Genomic DNA, 21,109 nt, shown 5'->3' with positions numbered 1-21,109 from the left:
CGATGATCTGGGGCGGTTCCTTTATCCCCAGGGTCTTGAAGATATGCTGCTGTGGTGTGGTTGTTTCCGTCCTCTGGAGTACCCTGCGCCATCAGGACCAACAAATTCGCCCAGGTGCATGCGTTCCAGGGTCTGGCAAATATTCCGCCAGCTATCCTGCACTTTCGTTTCAGCGTAAGCGTAAAATAGCCCCACCTTAGGTGATAGGTGGGGGCTATTTTTACGCTTACCTTTTTACCTGCGTTTCTCGATTCTCAAACTATATTGATACCAATACTTTTGCTGTATCATAAATAAATATTAAGCCACCTTTTTTGGTAATAAATTTCTTTACCAGAAAAGGTGGCTTTTTCATGCCTAAGAGGACCAGGGTAGAGCCGGAGAGCAGTACAGGGCGGTGCAGGTTAGGGAACCTCTAACCTGCACCTGGCGTCTATATAAAAAGGGGAGCAACCAACGGCACTGCGTGGTAAGGCCCGCGACATTGCTCCGGCTGTTACCGGACCAAGCCGGATTTTATTTCCAGCAGGAATGGATAGCCGAAGGTAGAAATATTGGTTGGAAGGTGCGTCTTTATGCGCTCAACAACCCTGGTGATCATACCGGCGTATAACGAAGCGGCAACTATCGGGCAGGTTATCAAAAATATCAAACGCTGGTGTGACGCCGATATCCTGGTAGTCAACGACGGCTCGACAGATGGCACTTCTGCCGCTGCCAGGGAGGAAAAGGTCGCTGTTATCGACCTGCCCTGCAATCTGGGTATCGGCGGGGCCATGCAGACGGGGTACCGTTACGCCTGCCAGCACGGTTACGAGTTTGCCGTCCAGGTCGATGCTGACGGCCAGCATGACCCCCGCTTTATCGAGGACCTGATACACCCTCTTAGGGCCGGGAAAGTAGATATGGTCATCGGTTCCCGGTATATTGAAAATAGGAATTACCGGGGTACCTTGGCCAGGAGAGCAGGTTCATGGTTCTTTACTTTTTTATTAAAGCTCTTCACTGGACAGGCTATCTACGACACCACCTCCGGTTTCCGGGCGATTAACAGGCAGGTGCTGGCGGAGTTTGCCCGCCATTATCCCCCGGATTACCCGGAGGTGGAAGTTATCATGCAATTGCTGCGCCGGGGCTACCACATCAAGGAAATCCCGGTGGTAATGTACCCGCGTAAGGGCGGCCACTCTTCGATAACCATGTTGAAGTCTGTTTATTATATGTTTAAGGTGAGCCTGGCGATGGTCATTGACTGTCTCAGGTAACATAAGATATATTTCGTCCATAACGGCAAGTCACCGGCGGCCGGATGCACGCGTTGCTCACCGGGGTGCGGGTTCCTGGAAACAGGCCTTAGCGACCGGGTTCATGACCATAACTTCTGTGAAAAGTGAGGCCGGAGGCCATGGTCTTAAATGTCTACACTTTCTCGGTGATTTTTAGTCTGATTTTTTTGTTGGTAGTGACGGAATTTGTCAGGAAAGGCACCCTGTCGGAGCAACACAGCCTCTTTTGGTTTGTTTTCGCCCTGACAATGCTACTCATGGCGGCTAACACCCGCCTCCTTGAATTTTTAAGTCGCCTGTTGCATATCTACTATGCTCCTTCGGTTTTATTTCTCTTTGGTTTTTTATTAATCACCATTTACAGTTTTCACCTGACGATTATCGTTTCCCGACAGTCAGAAAAGTTGCTTAAACTCACCCAGGAAATAGCACTCCTGAAAAATAAAATCGAGGAACAGGCCGATAAGACGGTCAAATCCAAGTAAAAGGGGATTGATATGGTTTACCTGCTGGTTGGGTTAAATATCCTCCTCCTGGTCAGCGGCCAGATCCTTTGGAAGCTGGGTGTTGCCAGGGACGCCGGATTCAAAGCGGTCCTGGCGAGCTTTTTTTCGCCCCTGGTGCTGGCGGGGCTGGCTCTGTACGTCCTGGCGACAGTAATCTGGCTTTACGTCCTGGCCCGGGAACAATTCAGCCTCCTTTACCCCCTGCAAAGCCTGGCCTACGCCCTGGGTGTCGTGGTAGCCTGGCTGGTTTTTAAAGAGGCTGTTCCCCTGACCAGATGGATCGGGGTGCTGGTGATTATGGCCGGCGTGGCCCTGGTAGCGATGAAATAGGAGGTTTCCTGGTGTTGTTTAAAGTAAGACGGGAAGCGATCAACACCCTGGCGGTAACCGTGGCCCTGGTCCTGATTGTCACCCTGGCCCTTTATCTCAGGTTAAAGTTCGTTTTTACCATCGACCATCCACCCTTGAAGGGCTTTTCCTCCGACGCTGTCAACTATGACCTCATGGCGCGCCAGTTCCTGGATAAGGGGTTTCTGGGCTATATGTCCAGCCGGCCCAATGCCTATATCACCCCGGGCTATCCCCTGTTCCTGGCTTTGATTTACAAACTCTACGGTTATGCCCAGGGGAGTCCCCTGCAGGCGGTGCGGGTGGTCCAGGCCTGCCTGGGCATCCTGACGGTGGTGCTGTTGTACCTGGCGGGCCGGGAGGTAAAAAACACCAGGGTGGGGCTGGTGGCCGCCCTGCTGGCGGCTATTTACCCCACCTTTGTCTGGGCCCCGACTATCCCTTTAACCGAAGTAGTTTATACCTTCTTTTTTATGCTCTATTTTTACCTCCAGCTCCGGTATTTACGCCATCCTTCCCCCCTGGGAGGCGTTTTAACGGGGCTGATTTTTGGCCTGGCCATCCTGGTTCGCCCGGCGGCGGCCCCCCTGATCGTGGTACCCTTCCTTTATGATTTTTACCGGCGTAAGGAGTGGCGTTCCTCCCTCAAGGGTTTCCTGTACACCCTGGGAGGGTTTGTGGCCGTCATGCTGCCCTGGTGGATACGCAACCTGGTAACCCTGCACCAGTTCATCCTCCTGGCCACCCAGACCTGGAACCCCCTCCTTTACGGCGCCTTTCCTTACTTCACAGATATGGACAAGGTGCCTCCCATCCAGTCCACCCAGGAGGCCTTGCATTTTATCCTCCGGGGCTTTTTAAGGAACCCGGTGTTGTACCTCAAGTGGTATACAATCGGCAAGTGGCAGGTTATCTTTGGCAATATGTGGTACGGTCTTGACCTTTCCCGCTATCAGTACTTGCGTTCGGTTTACTGGGTGCACAATTTTATCACCATGGTGGGCTGGTTGGGGTCTTTTAAGGCCCTCAAGGAGGGAAGAGTAGGCCTGGTGGCCATCTTTATTTTTCTCCTGACGGCCATCCAATTGATGTTTATCCCCACCGTCAGGTATGCCTTTACCATCATGCCGTTCTTGATGCTCACCACCGCTTGGCTTATGGATCTCCTGTTCGGAGCGGAAGAGGCTGCTTGAAAGGCAATTTATCTTTATGGTTTTATCCTGTTTGTAGACCTTTAGCGGCAACACGGCCCGGGGCCCTTTCAGCATTTTAAAAATAAAGCCGGAGGTTAGACGGCAAAAAGGGGTATGATAAAAAAGCGGTGACAGTGAGTTTTTGAATCTTTATCAATAAAGGAGCATAGATGTTTAAGGGTGGGCGTTATATAAGCATCTATTATTTTATTATAGCTCTGGCCATGGTTATAGCAGGGGGATTCCTGTTGAGCAGGCAGGCGAAAAGGTTGCCGCCACCGGTACAACTTCCCCCCGGGGCGACAACTCCCCGGGCGGAAAGCTGGTATGTGGGGGTAGCGGTGGCTGACGTGCGGGCTAACCCGGATCAGGGCGCCGAACGGGTTACCCAGGCACTCCTGGGGGATGAGGTAAAACTCCTGCGGGACGAAGGCGAATGGCTCCAGGGTCAGGTGCCTGATGGTTACATCGGCTGGTTGCAAAAGGGGAACCTGGTCAGGGTGACGCCCCCGCTGGCCCGGGACCTGGTGGCCGTCAGGGTGCCCAGGGCCATATTATACAAGGAGCCGGGGAGCGATGCTCAAGCCGGGGAGGCCTTGCTGGGCACTGACCTGCCCCTGCTGGCGCAAAAGGAGGATTGGCTGGAGGTCTGGCTGCCGGGCCGCCCGCCAGCCTGGCTTAGCCGGCAGGAAGTCGACCTCTGGCCCGGGGGTCAATTAACGGATAAGCGTTCCGGTTCGGACGTGATTAAGGTGGCCGAACGGTTGGAGGGGGTGGCCTACCTGTGGGGTGGGGTCAGCCTCTACGGTATCGACTGCTCCGGCCTGACCTATATAGCCTATTTCTTAAACGGCGTTAAGCTGCCCCGGGATGCCGACCTGCAGTTTAAAGTCGGCCGGCCTGTAGCCCGGAAAGACCTGCAGCCCGGCGATCTGGTCTTTTTTAATACCAGTGGCGGAACGCAGCCTACCCACGTTGGTATCTATACAGGCAACGGGCAGTTTTTAAACTCACGTTCCCGCCAGGGGGTGGTTGTCAGCCGCCTGGATGAGCCCTCTTTTAGCGCCGGGTATCTGGGCGCCCGCCGGTACCTGCCGTGATATGGGGCCTGGTAGCTGGAACTCAAACCGGCATGTTGCTGTATCATAAATAATATCAAGCTGCATGGCAGGACCACGGGCTGAATGTTGCCCGTGGCCCTGCCATGCAGCCACTTAGATGCGTTACTTGCAGCATTTAGATAAGGGAGAAATGCCGCAGCAACTGTCTTGGGGTTCCGGCGCGGGCTTGCGGCCGGCTCCACCTTCTTCTTTCTTACGCCTGGCCGCAAAGAAGCGCTTTAAATTATCGGGCAGCTCCTGCAGTGTTTCCCTTTCTGCCGGGCTTTCATTTCCACCCCCGTAAACGTGCTTCAGGATGGCCTCAATAATCATACCCTTGGGAGCTTCGGTATATTCCTTCCCCTGGTACACCCAGACGCGGCAGTCCACATCCTCGCCGCAAATCTCGCCGCAGGATTCGCAGAGGCTTTCCCTGACGTCGAGCTGGATGTCCCGCCCGTTGATGCGGATGGTAGGCGAACTGACAAATCCCAGGGCCAGGGCCTGTTCTTCCGACTGGACGTGGATCTTGTGCAGGTTGACCTGGATCCCGGTAGCCTGTAAGACCCCTGCCACTTCGTTGAGGGCCTCTTCCAGGTTGCGGGCCGTTCCACCGCACCTGGTGCAGGAATCAAGGTCCAGGTAGAGAAACTCGATGTCGAGGGAACGCTGGGACGCCTGGGTATCGGGCGATATCCCTATTTCTCCCCCCTCTTCTTTGTCGAAACTGCCCGGTAAAGAACTCCCGCAGCTACAACTGCTAGCGGCGGTACGGCATTGTCCTATGGGGATTTCCTCGTTGCGAACGGAATAGCAGTTGCCTTCCCGCAGGCCAGAAAAGTTGGAAAGTATACCTTTCGCTCCTGCCATAATACAGCGCCTCCTTGTGCTTGCATAATCCTCTAACTTTACCGCCTCTAAAATGTAGCCGGTAACCTCCTTCCAGGCCTCTACAGCCACGCGGAAGGCCTCCTGCCCTTTTGGCGTAAGGGTATAGACTTTGCGCTCCCGGCCCCCGGCTATCTCAAGGGAAGAAGTGACATAGCCGCCCTCCTCGAACTCCCTGAGTACCGGGTAAATCGTCCCTTCAGTGGGCGTGCAGCACCCCCTGGTGACCTGGGCTACGGTGCGGGCTATCTCGTAGCCGTGCATGGGCTGGGTGTAGAGAACCCGCAGGATGAAAAACTTCGAGAGGCACATCTTGATGATACCGTTCCAGTACTCGCGATCAGTATAATTCATTTTTGCCACTACCTTTAGCCTCTATACATAGAGGGGCAATGCCTCTGCTTGTATTATATGGTACCCGGCTGATGGGATCAAGTTATTTATCCAGGTGAGTAAGCGAGCTATAATGTTGTTGTTAAACCGTATTTATAGGAAAATAAAAATAAGCCAATTTTTAAGCAAAGGAGTGGGTATTATGGGTAAAGTTCTTATTGCCCTCAATGAGGAAGAGCAGCTAATGCTGCAACGCATCTGCCTGGATAAAGATGCCGGAGAGGCGCTGGAATTTGTATTACAGAAAATCGCTCCCAAGATACCCAAAAAGATTCCTTGCCTGGCGGGGGTACTGATGCAACCAGAAAGGTAGGAAAGTGAGTCAGCAGGTTATTTCAATCAGCCACCTCGTGAAAATATTGCGGTCCTTCCGCCGTTTTGCCAGGGCGGCATCCTATTGGCCGTAAGGCGATGGAAATGCGAGCAGGTTCAATAAATTTTAGGTAGAACTGCCCAACACCGTATTCTGGCCCACATTTGAGGCCCCGGCACAGTAAAAAACAGCCACCGGTGCCGGGCGTTCCACCACTTCAATGCCCTTTACTTTTTTATCCATGTAGGGCAGGTACCAATTTTCCTGTTGCGTCATGATTGTCCTACCTTTGAAGTAATTTATTTACTACGCCGGGAGGAAATAACGGCCCCGGCAAAACTTAAAACGGCTGCCAGGTAATAGACAAAACCCATACTTTTGACAAACGCCTGGTTGTATTCAACGGGCATGCCGGCCATTCGCGAACTGAAGATGGCTACGGAAAAAGTTATACCGATGACCATACCTAAATTCTTGATTAACTGGCTGATACCCGTGGCGGCACCAAGTTTGTTCTTAGGCACGCTGCCCGTAACGCAGCTATTGTTCGGGGATTGGAACATCCCCAGGGAGGTGCCCATAACGGCGATATAAATGATTATCAAGGTTAAGGGCGTTTGCAGGTTGATGTTGGCCAGGGCCACCAGGGCCAGGCCGTTCAATACCAGCCCGCTGGTGGTTAAGAGTACATAACCGATTTTATCGGAAAGCCAGCCGCTGAAAGAGGCGGTAATGGCCATGGCCGCCAGGAAAGCCATCATTAAGAAACCGGCCTTCTGGGGAGTAAAGCCCAGCACTTTCTGGTAGAAAAAGGGTATCAAAACAGTCGGCGAGTACATGGTAATAAAAGATACCAGGGCAGCTATGATCGACGAGGTAAAGGTTCAGTTGTTAAAGAGCTGGAAATCAAGTATGGCATTGGCGCGGCGGCGTTCGTAAAAAATCAAAAACAGGCTGTTATCGCGACCCGCCTACAGCCTGTAACACCCGGAAAAAGATGAGCATCCCGATGCTGGTGGCAAAGGCGCAAAAGAGGGTGAAAATGGTGATGACAAAGTAACCGGCGTTATAAATACGGCGGCGGCCGTAAGCGTCTGCCATGATACCGAAGATCAAGAGCAGGGCGGACATGGTCAACAGGTAGACGGAGGTAACCCACTGGACGGAATTGATATTAGTTTTAAAATAGTTGGCAATGGTCGGCAGGCCGGGTGCGGGTTATAGATCTTTTGCGCCATGGCGAGCGTTGCGTTTGCGAGCTAATTGCTGAACTGGAGCTGGATCAGCCCAACATTTCCCAGCATCTCGCTGTCCTGCGCTAGCAGGACATCGTCGAGGCCACCAAAGAGGGTTTACGGGTGATTTACCGTATCAAGGACCCCCGGATAATTACTTTATTAGACTTGGCGGGAGATATTGGGAGATTGCTGAAACTATGGCGCTCATGGAGGGATTAAATAAAGCAAAGGGAGGAAAATGAAATGGAGAAGAATGCACTTATTATATTAGTAAAATCGTATATAATAACCTTGACAAATAAGTATAAAGTTATATAATAAACCCATCAAGAGATAAACGGAACAAACTGCCGGAGAAGCTAAAGGAAAGGAGAAACAAATATGTCTGAAAAAAAGCCGGGTTTAATCATGTGCGTCTGCACCGGCAAGTGCCCGGGGTTTGCCAAGATGGACATCTGGGACTTTATTAACCGGGTGCGGGTCGAGCTGCCAGTGGAGTACGGTTTTATCCACCCCCAGTTATGCGAGGAGGACGGTGACCGCTTCCTGGCCGACTTCCTCAAGGCCCATCGCAAGGTCATGATTGCCGCCTGTGCCCCCAACATGCAGAATAAAATGTTCCGGGACGCCCTGGCGGCAGCCGGTATGGATTTAAAGACCGATTTTTACCCCCTGGACATCCGCGACCTGACCACCGAGGAAGCATTTCAGAAAGTGGCCGACGCCCTGGCGGATTGGGAGGCGCAGGCCAATGGCTGAAAACACCTTTATGGGCGTGCCGCGGGAAAAGATTACCTGGGCGCCGGTGATTGATTATACCAGGTGCAACTACTGCCTGGAGTGCGCTAAATTCTGTCCCCACCAGGTATATGAAATCCGGGAGGAAGAGCCGCGGCTTATCGTGGCCAATCCCACAAACTGCGTCGTTTTTTGCCGTGCCTGCGCCAAGACCTGCGGGCCGGATGCCATTTCCTTTCCCGAAAAATCCCGGGTCCTGGAAGCAATCAAGGCCCTGCGCCAGGAAGAAGGGGGTAAATAGCCGTGACTGCAAAGTATGTTATCTTGCCCTGTAACGGCCTGGATAAAGAAGCCGGCTGCCTGGCCCGGGAACTGGCCCTGAAAATGGCGGCGGCCACCGGGAGCGAGATTATCTGCCCGGTGCTTTACCAGACGGCGCCGTCCCGTTATGCTTCTCTTCTCCGGGAAGGTAGCCTGGTGGTTATCGACGGCTGCGCCACCCGTTGCGCCAGCCGGATTGCCGCCAACAATAACCTGAAGATTTACCGCAAGATAACTATGACCGAAGAAGCTAAAAAGAGGGATTATAACCCCGGCCCGGACTGGCGGGTGGGGGCAGGGGCGGCGGCCTTCGTGGAGGATGTCTGGCGGTCCTGGCAGCCTGTACTCAGGGAACAGGAAGCCGGCCGGGCGCCGGGAGAAAACGCCGGCCTTTTTGCCGGCCCGCTGGAATACGCCATCCATCGCCACGATAAGTTTATCTTCCGGGTACCCCTGGAAGGCTTTTACTTCAACGAGAACGACTGCTGGGTGCAAGTAGAGGGGAACAGGGGCCGCGTAGGCATCAGCGACTACCTGCAGCAAAACCTTTCCGATATTACCTTTGTCACGCCCCCCGATCCGGGTACGGAAGTGGAGCAATTCGGCGAAATGGGTACCATCGAGTCGGCCAAAGCGGTTTATGAACTGGTTTCCCCGGTTACAGGCAGGGTGGTGGCCGTTAATGAAGCCATCCTAGAGGCGCCGGAACTCATCAATGAAAACCCCTATGAAAAGGGCTGGATTACCGAACTGGAACTGACCAATTTTGAGGCTGACCGCGAATTTTTACTGGACGGGCGGCGCTATATGGAAGTATTAAAGGAAAAGGTGGCTGATTTCAATGCCAGTAAATAGCTCCCGCAAAGTTTACGTCATCCCCTGCAGCGGTATCGGCAAGATGTACGGCCTCCTGGGCCGGGAAGCAGTACTGAAGACTGTAAAAGAGCTGCGGCCCGATAAAGCGGCGACCATGTGCCTGGCCCTTCTGGTTTATGGCGACAATGAGGCCAGGAAGGAGATCGCCGGCGCCAGGTGCATTACCGTGGACGGCTGCCCGAAGCTCTGCGCGGCCAAGAATGTCGAGCACGCCGGCGGCCGGGTGGTGGAAATGATCCGCGCCGTGGACGCTTTTCGCAACCACCGGGGCGTCGATGCCGGCACGGCCGCCCATCTGACGGCGGCAGGGTGGCAGATTGCCGACGAGCTGGCTGCCGACCTGGCCGGTAAAGTCGATCGCTGGTATGACGCCGGAGAGGAGCAATAAACGCCTGTTGGGGAGGAGAAAGCATGAGTGAAGAAGGAAAATTATCCATCGGCCTGATTTCCTGCAGCGGCGAGGCCTGCCCCGGGGGGACCATTTCCCGCCTGGCCACCCAGAAGGTGCTGCGGTCCATCAGGCCGGGCTATAATTTCGTAACTATTTGCCTGCCTCTGTTTATGGCCGGTGGCGAGGAAGAGCGCAACTTCGCCCGTGATTATCCCACGATAACCATCGACGGGTGCGAAAAATGTTGCGCTTTAAAGGCCACCGAAGCCCTGAGCGGGCCGGTAAGCGGCAAGGTGGTGGTTACGGACTTCAGTGCCGGGGAAAAGCTCGGCGAGGGGACGTTATCTACCGGGGAGCTTACAGCGGAGCAAAAAGCCATGGTCGACCAGGTGGCGGCAGCTATCTTGGAGCAAGTCGATAAAATTAACCGGGAGGAGTAAACAATGGCTAAAGTTAAGGTGGAGATTTATGATTACCCGAGTAGCGGGGGTGGCTGCGGTTGCGGTTGTGGCGGCGGTGCGGCCATGACCACGGCGGCGATTAAAAAGCAGGTTGGCGAGTTGCAGCAGCAGCTTGAGGAAAAGTTCGCCGGGCAGGCGGAGGCTGTTTACATCGACCTCCGGGCAGTACCCCGGGATCAGGTGCCGTCAGAGCTGCGGGCCCTTACTAACGGCCCTTACCCGGCGCCCCTGGTGGTGGTCGACGGCACGCCCCGCTATGCCGGTGATATTCCCTGCGAGGAGATAATAAAAGAAGTAGGAAATATTCTTGCTTAGTTGTCCGGGGTCGGACAGGGAGGATAGTAAGTTATCCCCCCCTTATCAGATTCCGGAAAAAAGTTGAGGCCGAATAAGAATGCCCTGGTAGGGGGTGTAAATAGTGGCCATTTACCTGGATAACGCCGCCACTACCTTTCCCAAGCCGCCGGCGGTCTGGCAGGCCATGGAGCATTTTATGAAGAATATAGGAGCCAGCGCCGGCAGGGGCGGCTACCGACGCGCCCTGGCGGCGGAAGAGATAGTCTTCCAGTGCCGGCGGCTACTGGGGAAGTTATTTAACATTAATGACGCCACCCGCATCGTTTTTACCGCCAATGCCACTGAGGCCATCAACCTGGCCCTCAAGGGCTGGTTGAACCCCGGCGATCATGTCATTACTACGGCTATGGAACATAATGCCGTCTGGCGCTGTTTGAAAACCCTGGAGAAGGAGCGCGGGATAAGCATTACCGTGGTGCCCTGCCGGGAAGACGGCGAACTGCTACTGCCAGAGCTGGATGCGGCCTTCCGTAAGGAAACGCGCCTGCTGGCCTGCACCCATGCCTCCAATGTTACGGGAACGGTGATGCCGGTGCAGGCAATTACTGCCGCAGCCCACCGGCACGAGGTGCCTGTCCTGCTGGACACCGCCCAGACAGCCGGAGTATATCCCATAGATGTCCAGGAACTGGATATCGATTTCCTGGCCTTTACCGGTCACAAAGGCCTGCTCGGACCCATGGGTACCGGCGGCCTCTATATACGTCCCGGTTTCGATCTGCGTCCCCTGAAGGAAGGGGGTACCGGTTCGGTGTCCCGCCTGGAGTACATGCCTGAGGGCCTGCCGGATCGCTTCGAGGCCGGGACGCTGAATGTTGTCGGCATTGCCGGCCTTAAAGCCGCTGTGGAATATGTCCTCAACCAGGGGATCAGCCGGATCCGTTCCCACGAGGAGGTTCTGACGGCCAGGATGCTGGCCGGGCTGGAAGAGTTACCTGCGGTGACCGTCTATGGTCCGAGGGAAACGGCACCCAAGGTGGGCGTGGTTTCCTTTAACATTAAAGAACTGGCCCCGGAAGAGGTAGCCTACGCCCTGGACGAGGGCCACGAAATTATGGTCCGGGTGGGCCTGCACTGCGCGCCTCTGGCCCATAAAACCATAAGCACTCTGGAGCGGGGAACGGTGCGGGCCAGCGTAAGTTATTTTAATACCACGGAAGAGATAGACGCCTTTTTAACGGCGGTAAGGGAAATTGTAGAATTAACAAGCTGAAGTATTGAGAGTACTTGTTATCATAAGGCCCGAGCATTTCTTTCCATTTCTTATGGTGCAGGATTTAGGCAATATTAGAAATATGGGAGGCGGCACCCGTGTTTCTGGAAATGATTGACGTCACCAAAGTGGAAACCTGCCTGGCCGATGCGGAAAAGATCCGCCTGCAGGCGGTTTTGAGCCAGGATATTGAGGAGTTATTACCTTACCTCAATACCGTGATTAAAAATGCCGTATATAACCATTACACTAAAAACTTGACCTTTTTGAAAGAATTCCGCTTAATTACCCTTTACCCCCGCAAGCTTACCATGGCCAAAGCGGTCAATATGACGGACGCCCTCCAGGTGCTGGATTGGCTCAAGGATTTAATCAACGATACCCACCGGCGGCAAAAGGAAATCCAGCCTTCCTTCGCCAAAAAGGATAGGCCCACAGCGCTCAAAATATACAAATGGCTGCCCGGGACTAACTGCCGCCGATGCGGCCAGTTGACCTGCCTGGCTTTTGCCGCCAGATTGCTGAGCGGTGAAAACACTCTGGCGGATTGCCCGCCCCTGGCGGAGGAGGAAAATAGTGAACGCTTCAACGCCCTGCAGGGGATGCTGGGGTAAGCCGTTATAGATTTGCCATCTGCCGCCGGTAGAATTCCGCTTTGTTTTCCTCTCCGATGAGGCGGTCGATAATATAAGCAATCGCCAGTATCCCGGGGATATTGACCAGCCAGCGGGTTAGGGCGAACTTTATGCCCAGGGCTGACATTTCAAACAGGAACATGGGGATTTTTAAAGTCGACCAGGAACAGAGGAAAATAATAATGTTGCTGTATTTGGTGCCTTTCTTCGCCATGACGGCGGCCACCGGGAAGGCGCCGTAGAGTGGCCCGGCGGCGGCCGCCCCCAGTACTATGCTTAGGACAATGCCCTCTAAGCCGGATCCTTCACCCAAGTAGCGGATAATCGTTTCCCGCGGTACCCAGACATCTAAGAGGCCCAGGAGAAGAAAAATCGGCGGGATAATGGAGAGCATTTCGGCAAAGTTACCGGCGGTGTATTTAAAAATTGCTAAGCCTGTGCCGGGATAAAAGACGGTTATTACCACATCAAAGAAGATAATTAGTAAAAAGTAATGGTAAGTCTTAATTAAGTTAAGTAAGTTCACGCTCCCACCACCATCCCGATGATAATAGCCACGATAAAGGAAAATACATAGCTCAAAGAATTGCGGAGGATAGTTTCTTTTTTACCGAAATACCTGCTTTCCAGGGGAGCGGTTACAACCCCCACCATCATCAGGGTCGAAACAAAGACGGCCATTTGCATGATACCTGCCCCTCGGTCCAACAGGGATTTGGCCAAGGGGAAGGCAACAAAACCGGGTATGAGGGTGATGGAGCCAACTATGGAGCTTGCCAGCATGCCCGGGAAGCCGCTGTTTTTGCCCACCAGGGCGGCAATGGTATGAGGTGACAGGTGGGTCAACATAATCCCTATCAAGGCCAGGACGACAGCAAAGTCAGGCAAGATGTTGGTAAAGGCCTTCCACCCCTTGATTAAAGCCAGCCGGGTTTTATGCCGGTCTTTCCCGAAAGAAATTAACAGCCCGCTCAAGGCCAGCAGGTAAAGAAGCAGGGTAAACATGGCATCTCTCCTTTAGGGGTTATAGCGTCTTGTTGACGGGATGGAATTATTGGTTTATCCTATTACTGTATATTAACACACATATGTAATTAGCAGATAGGGAGTGAGCCCATGTGCGGTCATGGGTCCGGCGGGCATCACAGTCGCTGCGACTGTCGCGGCGCCCGCATGGAAGGCTTTTTGCAGCCCTGCTTATTGTTGCTGCTCTATGAGAAATCCACCCACGGTTACGAGCTGATGGAAAGCATGAACCGGCTGGGATTATGGGAAGGCGTCCCTGATGCCGGGGCTGTTTACCGCAACTTACGCCGCCTGGAGGAAGACGGCCTGGTACGGTCCCACTGGTCGACCGGCGGCCCGGGACCGGCCCGGCGCCGGTATGAGATAACCCCGGAAGGGGTAGATTACCTCCATGACTGGGCGGTGACCATCCGGCGCAATAAAGCCGCCCTGGAAACTTTCCTGGCGCGATATGAAAAACTTTTTAGCGGGCACGACACGGATGTGGCGAAGGGGTATTAAGCCCCTTCACCCAGTTCCTTCAGCCTTTCCTCCACGGCTTTTACTTCGGCCTGCAGTTCCTTGAGATACTCTTCCAGCCGGTCTTTTTTCTCCGCGGCGGTTAAAAAGTGGCGGCGGAAGCCGCCGGCGTGATGATTGTGGCAGCAGCCTCCCCCCTGCGGGCCCCAAGCATGGCAACGGTTATGACTGTAAGTGGCAGAGCTACACATTTTCCTTTTCCCCTCCTTTTTAATTAGCCTATATATGTCGTTAACATATATAGGCTAATTACATGATACTACCGGTCAATGCCTGTGTCAAGGGGTATTGGTCAACCGGCAAAACTTACGGCGGCCCCCTTGAATTTTCTTGACAAAGCCTTTAATTTTAATATAATATAATTAATTACTTATATATGGAGGTGAAGGGGGTGACATTGAAGGAGTGGGAAAAGGCTTTTAAAGCCCTGGGCCAGCATTTGCGGCTGCGGATTATCGCCCTGCTGGCCGAACAGGAACTGTGCGTCTGCGAGCTGGAAGAGATTTTGGGCATCACCCAGCCAGCTATCTCCCAGCACCTGCGGGTCCTGAAGGAAGCGGACCTGGTCTGGGAGGAAAAAGTGAGCCAGTGGGTATTTTACCACTTGAAAAAAGAAAAACTGGCCGCGGTCCTTCAGAGCTGGCTGGCCTACCTGGATGTACCCCTGGCGGAAAAGAAAGAGTTTACTGCCGACTACGATAAGCTGCAGCAGCTCCTGGAAAACCCCAAGGTTGCCTGCCGCCCGCCCCGGAAGAGGTATAAGTAAAGACGGCAACTGTTAGGGCGCGTTTATGAAAATAGGGCTATTTTCGTACTAACGTAGCAAAGAAAGGATAAGAAGGAGGATTTCAGTTAATGGCACCAGTAAATAATTATCAACCCGTGGCCAGGTTATCCCTCCTGGATCGCTTTTTGACCCTGTGGATCTTCCTGGCCATGGCCCTGGGCGTGGGCCTGGGTTATATGGTGCCCGGGGTAGCGGATGCTCTGAATAAAATGTCTGTGGGCACAACTTCCATCCCCATCGCCATCGGCCTTATCGTCATGATGTACCCGCCCCTGGCCAAGGTCAAGTACGAGGAACTGGGCAAGGTATTCCGCAACGGCAAAGTTATGGCCTTATCCCTTATCCAGAACTGGATTATCGGTCCCATCCTGATGTTTGTCCTGGCCATTCTCTTTTTGCACAATTATCCGGAATACATGGCCGGCCTCATTTTAATCGGCCTGGCGCGCTGCATCGCCATGGTCATCATCTGGAACAGCCTGGCCCGGGGCGACGCCGAGTACGCCGCCGCCCTGGTGGCCTTGAACTCCATCTTCCAGGTTATCTTTTATTCAATTTACGCCTATATTTTCATCACCCTGCTACCTTCCTGGCTGGGTTTTCAAGGAATGAAAGTCCACGTTTCTATCGGCGAGGTGGCCACCAGCGTGGCCATCTACCTGGGCATCCCCTTCCTGGCCGGGGTGTTTACCCGTTTTACCCTCATACCGGCCAGGGGCAAAGAATGGTATGAGAAAACCTTTGTCCCCAAAATCAGCCCCCTGGCTTTAATCGCCCTGCTATTTACTATTGTGGTCATGTTTTCCCTGAAAGGCCAGTATATCGTTTCGTTACCCATGGATGTAGTCAGGATCGCTGTACCCCTGATCTGCTACTTTGTTATTATGTTTCTCATTTCATTTTTCGTCAGCATGCGCCTGGGGGTCAACTACGAGCAAACCACGACCCTCTCCTTTACGGCCGCCAGCAATAATTTTGAGCTGGCCATCGCCGTGGCCGTGGCCGTCTTCGGCATTAATTCCGGCCAGGCCTTCGCAGCGGTCATCGGGCCCTTAATTGAGGTGCCAGTGATGATCGGCCTGGTGAACGTCGCCCTGGGTTTCCAGCGGCGATATTACGGCGTAGGGGGATAGAGAAAGCTAAAAAAGTTATGAGGTCTCGGGAAATCGGAGCCTGGCTACCCCCCGGACCTGCTCCATTGAGATGTCGACCGGGCAAAGGTCAGGCGCCGGGAAGCTCCTCTGGTAATAAGGTAAAGTTATTGGCCTTCAAGGCCTGCCAGAACTTTTTATCCCAGCAAGCTACGGTTATATTATCCTTTACCTGTTGCTTTAACATCAATACTGCTGCCAAATGAACGGCATCAAAACCACGCAGTTGATGCCGTTCTGCTAACTCTCCGGCCTTATCTATCAAGGCGTCGGATACTTCTATGGCGAAGTAATTACGCCAATCATCCTTGAGAGCTGTAACGGCTTGGGTATATACTGCATCATCGAGAGCTCTTTCCCGGTGACCGCGGGCCAGGGCGGCTCTTGCTTCAGCGTAGGCAATTTTACAGGTAGCCACAATGAGGGAATTGGCCGCGAGTTCTTTGACCTCCGGGGTGCCTTCCTCATAAATATACAGCTTCACCAGGGCGCTGGTATCAAGGTAAGATATCACCGGCGATCTTCCTCTACTATTTGGGCAATGGAAAAGCCTTTTTTAATTGGCAAATATTGTTTGGTTCCTAGTGGCTTGCCGCCAGCCCACGATGCCAGGCCTTTATCTAACATGGTAGTAATACCGGAGGGTAGTTTATTTTCTATCGGCACCAGCCTGGCCACAGGACGGCCACGAACGGTAATAATCAGGGTTTCCCCTTCTTTAACTCGCTTGATATACTGGCTCATGGATGCCTTCATCTTTCTAATACCGATCTGTTCCATTTTTCCACCTCCATGTGGTCATATTATAGCGCCGGCGAGACTACCTTTCAATATATTGCCATGTTATTCCTCTGCCGTTTTCATCCTCTACCGGTATCGAATTAGCAGTATGGTCGAACACCTGATGTGATTACTATGCTGTTTAAAGACGAATGGGCCATCAATGAGCGGCCGTCACATATGTTTCTAGTTCCCCGGTAACTAACACCTTTACCGTAGTCATTTGCCTGCACGGCCTTTGGCGGGGCAAATACGACGGAGGTACCGGCAACCTGTTTTGCAGTCCATCCCATGATGTTGTGGTGGAAAATGGGGTATAATAAAAGCGAAGCTATTTGAAAGGAGTTGGTTTCATGAGCACTGCCGAAATTTCCCGCGCCCTGGGCAAGATCACCTGCCCTTGCGGCCTGGTAGGGGTGAAACAGGGGGAAAAGCACGATCTGACCACTGTGGCCTGGTTTAGCCAGGAGTCGTCCAACCCGCCCCAGGTAATGGTGGCCCTTCACCCCAACCGCTACGTGCTGGAACTCCTGGATGCCGCCGGAGAGTTTGTCCTCTCCATTCTGGCTGATGATCAGGAGAAAATCGCCGTCTTCTGCGGTAGCCATTCAGGCAGAGACGTCGATAAAATCAAGGAACTGGGCCTGGCTACCGTGCCGTCGGCGGTAGTTACCACACCGGGGGTGAAAGACGCCCTGGCCAACCTGGAGTGTAAAGTGAGTAATCGCTTCCAGAGCGGCGATCATATCATTATTACCGGCCAGGTGGTAGCGGCCCAGGTCAACAGTGATAAAAAACCCCTTCTTTATTACGAACATAATATCACCCACTGGGGCCGATAGGGACCGGGCTTCGTCCACCGGGTGGCGGACCGAGCTCGGCTGGCAGGGAGTCGTTTAACGCCCGTCTGGAAATAACAGTATAATAAAAGCCCTGCAGCTTTGGGGTTGCTGCAGGGCTGTATTTTTAGACGAAGATGCCGGCAGTATCAATGGCCATTAAACGTTCCAGGTAGGCGCCGCTGCGGGCCAGGGCTTTTTTAAGTTTTGCTTCAACTCGCCGTGGGTGCGGTCGCTGGCAGTGAGCTTGCCATCGGCCATCGCTGGCCATCGTGGACCAGCCTTAACTCCAGGTCGGCACCCATGTCCCTTGCCCCCTCACTCCGTGCAGACGGCTAACGCCGTTTCCGCCAGGTGGTCCGGGCCAGGGTCAGCTCCAGATCCCTTTCAGGACAGGAGAGACGGTGGAGGTAACACCTGTCGCCCTCTACGGCCGGTATTTCCTGGCATTCGCAGTGGATATGCTCACCGTAGCGGGCATCTTTTTTATATAAGACTTCAATGGTAGCCGGGAAGGCCGTCCGGTGGACCTCCAGGGGGACACCCTCCAGGATCCAGCCGATATACCTCTTGTTATTGGCATGATGATTAGTATCCAGGTCGGCCATCCGGACGGTGAATTCCCCGGCTGTCGCCGGTTTTTCCAGGGACGGCAGGTCGGTGAAGACGCCGGGGACGGCTACTTCCGGGTAAAGGCCGTAGGCTCCGGTTACCTGTGGTGGTATGCGCAGGGGTTTCTTTTTGTGTATATCCAGGAAGACCCAGACCGATGCGGCCCGGCCAATGAGGTTTCCCCCGGCGTCGTGGATATAAAAGTCACGGTGGGCGAAGCAGCGCTGGAAATTCTCCACCCAGGTGGTTATGGTGATATGTTCCCGCCAGCGGGGATAGCGCTCCATCTGCAGGTGATAGCGATAGACAACCCAGCCCCGGCCGGCAGCTTTTAACTTATTAATCCCTATGCCTGCTGTTTCTGAATGTAAAGTGGCTGTTTCTTCCAGGTAACCCAGAATAGTTACTGGTGAGGCCTCAAGCAAAAAATTAGTTTCATAATAGCGCACTTCGTAATCTCTCTGGTAGGTGCTGGTTGGCATGGCAATCACCAGGTCTATTGTAGCACATAATCGCCCCCGGGACTACCTGTACAACAAACAGATGGCCTCAGGCGGCACCATTAATGGAAAAATTAACAGGCCGGTATTTTTTAAAGAAAGGATTAGTAGGAGTTAATTATAATGTTGAGGGTCGATAGCGCAGGGTCCTGCTGGCGTTGAAGATGGCTGCCAGGGCCACGCCTACATCGGCGAACACGGCTTCCCAGATTGTCGCCACGCCCAAGACCCCCAGGATCAGGAAGAAGGCCTTGATACTCAGGGCCAGGACCACGTTCTGCCTGACGATAAGGCCGGTATACCTGGCGATCTCGATAGCGTCGGCCAGCCTGGAGGGTGCGTCCTCCATGAGAACCACGTCGGCAGCTTCAATGGCGGCATCGCTCCCCAGGCCGCCCATGGCCACTCCCACGTCGGCCCGGGTAATAACCGGGGCATCGTTGATACCGTCACCCACAAAAGCCAGCTTCTGCCGGCGGCGGTCGGGGAGGCTGGCCTCCAGCTCTTCCACCTTTGCCACTTTATCCTCCGGTAACAATTCCGCAAAGTAAGCGTCTATACCCAGGTCCCTGGCAACCCGGCGGGCCACGGCCTCCTCATCGCCGGTAAGCATCACTATTCTCTTTACCCCTAATTCCTTGAGCCGGGCAACGGCCTCACCGGCATCGGGCTTCACCTCGTCGGCAATGACGATGTAGCCGGCAAAGGTCCCGTCAATGACGACGTGAACGCCGGTTCCTTCCACGCTGCACACCTCATGGACAATCCCTTCCCGGTGTAGCAGGCGGTCGTTCCCAGCCAGGACCTGTCTCCCCTTGACCACGGCCCTGATGCCGTGGCCGGGGATTTCATGGTAGTCTTTTACCTGGTCGGGAGAGATCTCGCTGCCCCAGGCCTCCCGGATGGATTGGGCAATGGGATGATTGGAATAGAGTTCGGCAGCGGCGGCTGTGTACAGGAGTTCCTCTGGCGTAAAGCCGTTGTAAGGAACTACCCGGCTGACCCGGAAGACGCCCCTGGTCAGGGTTCCCGTTTTATCAAAAACGACGGTATGCAAAGCCGGAAGGGCGTCCAGGAAACTGGCACCCTTGACCAGGATGCCCCGGCGGGAAGCGCTGCCAATACCACCGAAGTACCCCAAGGGAATTGAAACCACCAGGGCACAGGGGCAGGAGATAACCAGCAGCACCAGGGCGCGGTAGATCCACGTTGAAAAAGCGGCCTCAGGCAGGACCAGGGGAGGGATTACGGCCAGGGCCAGGGCTCCCAGAACTACCGCCGGGGTGTAGTAACGGGAAAAGGCGGTGATGAATTGCTCCGTCGGGGCTTTACGTGTCGCAGCGTTTTCCACCAGCTCCAGGATGCGGGCCACCGAGGATTCCTCGAAGGGCCTGGTCACCCTGACCGTTAAAAGACCATGACCGTTGATCATCCCGGCCAGGATTGGCTCACCCTTTTCCACCTTGCGGGGGACAGCTTCCCCTGTCAGGGCCGAAGTGTCGACAAAGGAAACGCCGTCCACCACCTCGCCGTCCAGGGGCACTCTTTCGCCCGGCTTGATGACAATAGCCTGTCCTACCTCCACCTCTTCCGGCCGTACCCGTTTGGTTTCCCCGTTCAGTTTCAGGTTGGCGTATTGCGGCCGGATATCCAGCAGGGCGGCGATAGAACAGCGGGAACGATTGACGGCCCGTTCCTGGAAATATTCACCTACGGCGTAGAAAAGCATGACCCCCACCGCTTCGGGCAACTGGTGGATGGCAATGGCCCCGGCGGTAGCCACGGTCATCAAAAAGGTTTCGTCGAAGAATTGGCCCCGGGCCAGGTTCCTCAGGACCGTCCGTATCACCGGCCAGCCTACCAGGAAATAGGCTGCCAGAAGGACGGCATATTCCGCCCAGAAATAGGGGGTACGGTGGAGCCGTTCATTAAAAATAAGTCCCGGCACCAGGAGTAACGTAGCAATTATGATGCGATAGAGGTTTCTCCTGGCTTTCTCATTTTCCTCCCTGGTCTCATCCCCGTCCGTTTCAATTAACCGTACTTCCGGTTCCACCCGAGCAATAACCTCCCGGGCTGCCGGCAGCATCTCCGGGGGTAGGTCCAGGCTCCGAGCGGCAAAGTTAATGGTTGCTTTTTCCAGACCTTTAACCCGGCGCAATTCCTGTTCCAGCCTGGCGGCACAGCCGGCGCAGTCCAGGCCGGCCAGTTTGTAACGCATAACTTTCAACTCCCGTCCTTCTTTAATTTATGTCCGCGTTTTTAGTTTATCTGTACTCGGCAAAGTGTTCCTGGGCCTCGCGGATCAGGTGGACGATATGCTCGTCGTCGAGGGAGTAATAGACCATCTTGCCGTCCCGGCGGTACTTGACCAGGCGCAGGGCTTTTAGCAGCCGCAGGTGGTGAGAAATGGCCGGTAAACTCATGTCTAAGATGGTGGCTATATCGCAGACGCACAATTCCCGGAAGGAGAGCAGGTAAAGGATCTTGGTCCTGGTTTCATCCCCCAGCACCTTGAAGATTTCCGACAGCCCGGCGACCTCCACCACCTTCTCCCGCAGCCCCTCCGCCCCTCCGGAGGGACAAAAGGTATCACATAGATCATGGTTCGCTTCCGGCATAGCTATCACCCTATCAT

The 21,109-nt window shown here is 54.1% G+C and carries 32 protein-coding genes; 19 read left to right on the top strand and 13 right to left on the bottom strand.

Annotated elements, in window-relative coordinates:
• Window positions 1-575 precede the first annotated feature (575 nt).
• The 5 genes from MOTHE_RS11060 (at window position 576) to MOTHE_RS11040 (ending at window position 4,433) form a co-directional block, all read left to right on the top strand.
• Window positions 576-1,265 (top strand): glycosyltransferase family 2 protein, encoded by a 690-nt coding sequence (locus MOTHE_RS11060; protein ID WP_011393713.1) that lies wholly within the window; start codon window positions 576-578, stop codon window positions 1,263-1,265.
• 167 nt (window positions 1,266-1,432) lie between these two features.
• Complete coding sequence (locus MOTHE_RS11055) at window positions 1,433-1,771, top strand: DUF2304 domain-containing protein (protein WP_236683246.1); 339 nt, start codon at window positions 1,433-1,435, stop codon at window positions 1,769-1,771.
• 12 nt (window positions 1,772-1,783) lie between these two features.
• Window positions 1,784-2,122 carry a DMT family transporter gene (locus tag MOTHE_RS11050; RefSeq protein WP_011393711.1) on the top strand — a complete coding sequence of 113 codons (339 nt, stop codon included), beginning with the start codon at window positions 1,784-1,786 and terminating at the stop codon, window positions 2,120-2,122.
• Window positions 2,123-2,133: 11 nt separating this feature from the next.
• Window positions 2,134-3,333, top strand: a complete 1,200-nt coding sequence (locus MOTHE_RS11045) for an ArnT family glycosyltransferase (protein ID WP_080997201.1) — start codon at window positions 2,134-2,136, stop codon at window positions 3,331-3,333.
• A gap of 248 nt (window positions 3,334-3,581) precedes the next feature.
• The gene (locus MOTHE_RS11040; RefSeq protein ID WP_162490096.1) at window positions 3,582-4,433 is read left to right on the top strand and encodes a C40 family peptidase; all 852 of its coding nucleotides are present in this window, start codon (window positions 3,582-3,584) and stop codon (window positions 4,431-4,433) included.
• A gap of 123 nt (window positions 4,434-4,556) precedes the next feature.
• Here the strand turns inward: MOTHE_RS11040 and MOTHE_RS12980 are convergent, their stop codons facing one another.
• Window positions 4,557-5,675 (bottom strand): DUF2703 domain-containing protein, encoded by a 1,119-nt coding sequence (locus tag MOTHE_RS12980; protein WP_011393708.1) that lies wholly within the window; start codon window positions 5,673-5,675, stop codon window positions 4,557-4,559.
• 181 nt (window positions 5,676-5,856) lie between these two features.
• Between MOTHE_RS12980 and MOTHE_RS13365 the strand changes: the two genes are divergently transcribed.
• On the top strand, window positions 5,857-6,027 hold the full coding sequence (locus tag MOTHE_RS13365; RefSeq protein ID WP_158499120.1) for a hypothetical protein: 171 nt from the start codon (window positions 5,857-5,859) through the stop codon (window positions 6,025-6,027).
• A 126-nt stretch (window positions 6,028-6,153) separates the two neighbouring features.
• Here the strand turns inward: MOTHE_RS13365 and MOTHE_RS13360 are convergent, their stop codons facing one another.
• From MOTHE_RS13360 to MOTHE_RS12975, 3 genes are all read right to left on the bottom strand, one after another.
• Entirely contained in the window at window positions 6,154-6,303 is a 150-nt protein-coding gene (locus MOTHE_RS13360) for a hypothetical protein (protein ID WP_158499119.1), read from the bottom strand.
• Window positions 6,304-6,326: 23 nt separating this feature from the next.
• Window positions 6,327-6,866 (bottom strand): MFS transporter, encoded by a 540-nt coding sequence (locus MOTHE_RS11025; RefSeq protein WP_071556378.1) that lies wholly within the window; start codon window positions 6,864-6,866, stop codon window positions 6,327-6,329.
• A gap of 118 nt (window positions 6,867-6,984) precedes the next feature.
• A complete protein-coding gene (locus MOTHE_RS12975) occupies window positions 6,985-7,200 on the bottom strand; it encodes an MFS transporter (protein ID WP_235551417.1) in 216 nt (71 codons plus the stop codon).
• A 38-nt stretch (window positions 7,201-7,238) separates the two neighbouring features.
• Between MOTHE_RS12975 and MOTHE_RS13725 the strand changes: the two genes are divergently transcribed.
• The 9 genes from MOTHE_RS13725 to MOTHE_RS10985 all read left to right on the top strand — a co-directional run bounded on the left by MOTHE_RS13725 (window position 7,239) and on the right by MOTHE_RS10985 (window position 12,236).
• The gene (locus MOTHE_RS13725; protein WP_200901609.1) at window positions 7,239-7,349 is read left to right on the top strand and encodes an ArsR family transcriptional regulator; all 111 of its coding nucleotides are present in this window, start codon (window positions 7,239-7,241) and stop codon (window positions 7,347-7,349) included.
• A gap of 297 nt (window positions 7,350-7,646) precedes the next feature.
• The gene (locus tag MOTHE_RS11020) at window positions 7,647-8,024 is read left to right on the top strand and encodes a hypothetical protein (protein WP_011393707.1); all 378 of its coding nucleotides are present in this window, start codon (window positions 7,647-7,649) and stop codon (window positions 8,022-8,024) included.
• Window positions 8,017-8,304 (top strand): 4Fe-4S dicluster domain-containing protein, encoded by a 288-nt coding sequence (locus MOTHE_RS11015; RefSeq protein ID WP_011393706.1) that lies wholly within the window; start codon window positions 8,017-8,019, stop codon window positions 8,302-8,304. Before MOTHE_RS11020 ends, MOTHE_RS11015 begins: the two co-directional genes overlap by 8 nt.
• 2 nt (window positions 8,305-8,306) lie before the next feature.
• On the top strand, window positions 8,307-9,179 hold the full coding sequence (gene gcvH, locus MOTHE_RS11010) for a glycine cleavage system protein GcvH (protein ID WP_053095119.1): 873 nt from the start codon (window positions 8,307-8,309) through the stop codon (window positions 9,177-9,179).
• On the top strand, window positions 9,166-9,588 hold the full coding sequence (locus tag MOTHE_RS11005; RefSeq protein ID WP_011393704.1) for a putative zinc-binding protein: 423 nt from the start codon (window positions 9,166-9,168) through the stop codon (window positions 9,586-9,588). Before gcvH ends, MOTHE_RS11005 begins: the two co-directional genes overlap by 14 nt.
• Window positions 9,589-9,611: 23 nt before the next feature.
• A complete protein-coding gene (locus MOTHE_RS11000; protein WP_011393703.1) occupies window positions 9,612-10,031 on the top strand; it encodes a putative zinc-binding protein in 420 nt (139 codons plus the stop codon).
• A 3-nt stretch (window positions 10,032-10,034) separates the two neighbouring features.
• Complete coding sequence (locus MOTHE_RS10995; protein WP_011393702.1) at window positions 10,035-10,367, top strand: hypothetical protein; 333 nt, start codon at window positions 10,035-10,037, stop codon at window positions 10,365-10,367.
• Window positions 10,368-10,470: 103 nt separating this feature from the next.
• Window positions 10,471-11,622 carry an aminotransferase class V-fold PLP-dependent enzyme gene (locus MOTHE_RS10990; protein WP_011393701.1) on the top strand — a complete coding sequence of 384 codons (1,152 nt, stop codon included), beginning with the start codon at window positions 10,471-10,473 and terminating at the stop codon, window positions 11,620-11,622.
• A 98-nt stretch (window positions 11,623-11,720) separates the two neighbouring features.
• The gene (locus tag MOTHE_RS10985) at window positions 11,721-12,236 is read left to right on the top strand and encodes a (Fe-S)-binding protein (RefSeq protein ID WP_011393700.1); all 516 of its coding nucleotides are present in this window, start codon (window positions 11,721-11,723) and stop codon (window positions 12,234-12,236) included.
• A gap of 4 nt (window positions 12,237-12,240) precedes the next feature.
• On the opposite strand, the gene MOTHE_RS10980 is transcribed toward MOTHE_RS10985, so the two are convergent.
• A complete protein-coding gene (locus tag MOTHE_RS10980; RefSeq protein WP_053095118.1) occupies window positions 12,241-12,783 on the bottom strand; it encodes a permease in 543 nt (180 codons plus the stop codon).
• Window positions 12,780-13,262, bottom strand: coding sequence for a permease (locus MOTHE_RS10975; protein ID WP_011393698.1), 483 nt, complete (start codon window positions 13,260-13,262; stop codon window positions 12,780-12,782). The genes MOTHE_RS10980 and MOTHE_RS10975 overlap by 4 nt, the downstream gene beginning before the upstream one ends.
• A gap of 111 nt (window positions 13,263-13,373) precedes the next feature.
• On the opposite strand from MOTHE_RS10975, the gene MOTHE_RS10970 reads away from it, so the two are divergent.
• Window positions 13,374-13,784 (top strand): PadR family transcriptional regulator, encoded by a 411-nt coding sequence (locus MOTHE_RS10970; protein ID WP_011393697.1) that lies wholly within the window; start codon window positions 13,374-13,376, stop codon window positions 13,782-13,784.
• Here the strand turns inward: MOTHE_RS10970 and MOTHE_RS10965 are convergent.
• Window positions 13,781-13,993, bottom strand: a complete 213-nt coding sequence (locus MOTHE_RS10965; RefSeq protein WP_053095117.1) for a DUF5320 domain-containing protein — start codon at window positions 13,991-13,993, stop codon at window positions 13,781-13,783. The two genes, MOTHE_RS10970 and MOTHE_RS10965, sit on opposite strands and share 4 nt — an antisense overlap.
• A gap of 200 nt (window positions 13,994-14,193) precedes the next feature.
• On the opposite strand from MOTHE_RS10965, the gene MOTHE_RS10960 reads away from it, so the two are divergent.
• Window positions 14,194-14,568 (top strand): ArsR/SmtB family transcription factor, encoded by a 375-nt coding sequence (locus MOTHE_RS10960; RefSeq protein ID WP_011393696.1) that lies wholly within the window; start codon window positions 14,194-14,196, stop codon window positions 14,566-14,568.
• An 89-nt stretch (window positions 14,569-14,657) separates the two neighbouring features.
• A complete protein-coding gene (arsB, locus tag MOTHE_RS10955) occupies window positions 14,658-15,722 on the top strand; it encodes an ACR3 family arsenite efflux transporter (protein ID WP_053095115.1) in 1,065 nt (354 codons plus the stop codon).
• An 88-nt stretch (window positions 15,723-15,810) separates the two neighbouring features.
• Here the strand turns inward: arsB and MOTHE_RS10950 are convergent, their stop codons facing one another.
• Window positions 15,811-16,254, bottom strand: coding sequence for a type II toxin-antitoxin system VapC family toxin (locus MOTHE_RS10950; protein WP_011393694.1), 444 nt, complete (start codon window positions 16,252-16,254; stop codon window positions 15,811-15,813).
• Complete coding sequence (locus MOTHE_RS10945; protein ID WP_053095114.1) at window positions 16,251-16,520, bottom strand: type II toxin-antitoxin system Phd/YefM family antitoxin; 270 nt, start codon at window positions 16,518-16,520, stop codon at window positions 16,251-16,253. The genes MOTHE_RS10950 and MOTHE_RS10945 overlap by 4 nt, the downstream gene beginning before the upstream one ends.
• Before the next feature lie 353 nt (window positions 16,521-16,873).
• Between MOTHE_RS10945 and MOTHE_RS10940 the strand changes: the two genes are divergently transcribed.
• Complete coding sequence (locus tag MOTHE_RS10940) at window positions 16,874-17,362, top strand: flavin reductase family protein (protein ID WP_011393692.1); 489 nt, start codon at window positions 16,874-16,876, stop codon at window positions 17,360-17,362.
• A gap of 124 nt (window positions 17,363-17,486) precedes the next feature.
• On the opposite strand, the gene MOTHE_RS13355 is transcribed toward MOTHE_RS10940, so the two are convergent.
• From MOTHE_RS13355 to MOTHE_RS10925, 4 genes are all read right to left on the bottom strand, one after another.
• Window positions 17,487-17,630: a hypothetical protein gene (locus MOTHE_RS13355; protein ID WP_155768229.1), complete on the bottom strand. Its 144-nt coding sequence runs from the start codon at window positions 17,628-17,630 to the stop codon at window positions 17,487-17,489.
• A gap of 64 nt (window positions 17,631-17,694) precedes the next feature.
• A complete protein-coding gene (locus MOTHE_RS10935; RefSeq protein WP_053095113.1) occupies window positions 17,695-18,453 on the bottom strand; it encodes an acyl-[acyl-carrier-protein] thioesterase in 759 nt (252 codons plus the stop codon).
• A gap of 136 nt (window positions 18,454-18,589) precedes the next feature.
• Window positions 18,590-20,692: a heavy metal translocating P-type ATPase gene (locus MOTHE_RS10930; RefSeq protein ID WP_053095275.1), complete on the bottom strand. Its 2,103-nt coding sequence runs from the start codon at window positions 20,690-20,692 to the stop codon at window positions 18,590-18,592.
• Window positions 20,693-20,738: 46 nt separating this feature from the next.
• The gene (locus tag MOTHE_RS10925; RefSeq protein ID WP_011393689.1) at window positions 20,739-21,092 is read right to left on the bottom strand and encodes an ArsR/SmtB family transcription factor; all 354 of its coding nucleotides are present in this window, start codon (window positions 21,090-21,092) and stop codon (window positions 20,739-20,741) included.
• Between the last annotated feature and the right edge of the window lie 17 nt (window positions 21,093-21,109).

Origin of the sequence: Moorella thermoacetica (genome assembly GCF_001267405.1) — a bacterium.
Classification (GTDB): Bacteria; Bacillota; DSM-521; order Neomoorellales; family Neomoorellaceae; genus Neomoorella; species Neomoorella thermoacetica.
The sequence above is the reverse complement of the archived record's forward strand: the minus strand, read 5'-3'. Positions and strand labels throughout refer to the sequence as shown.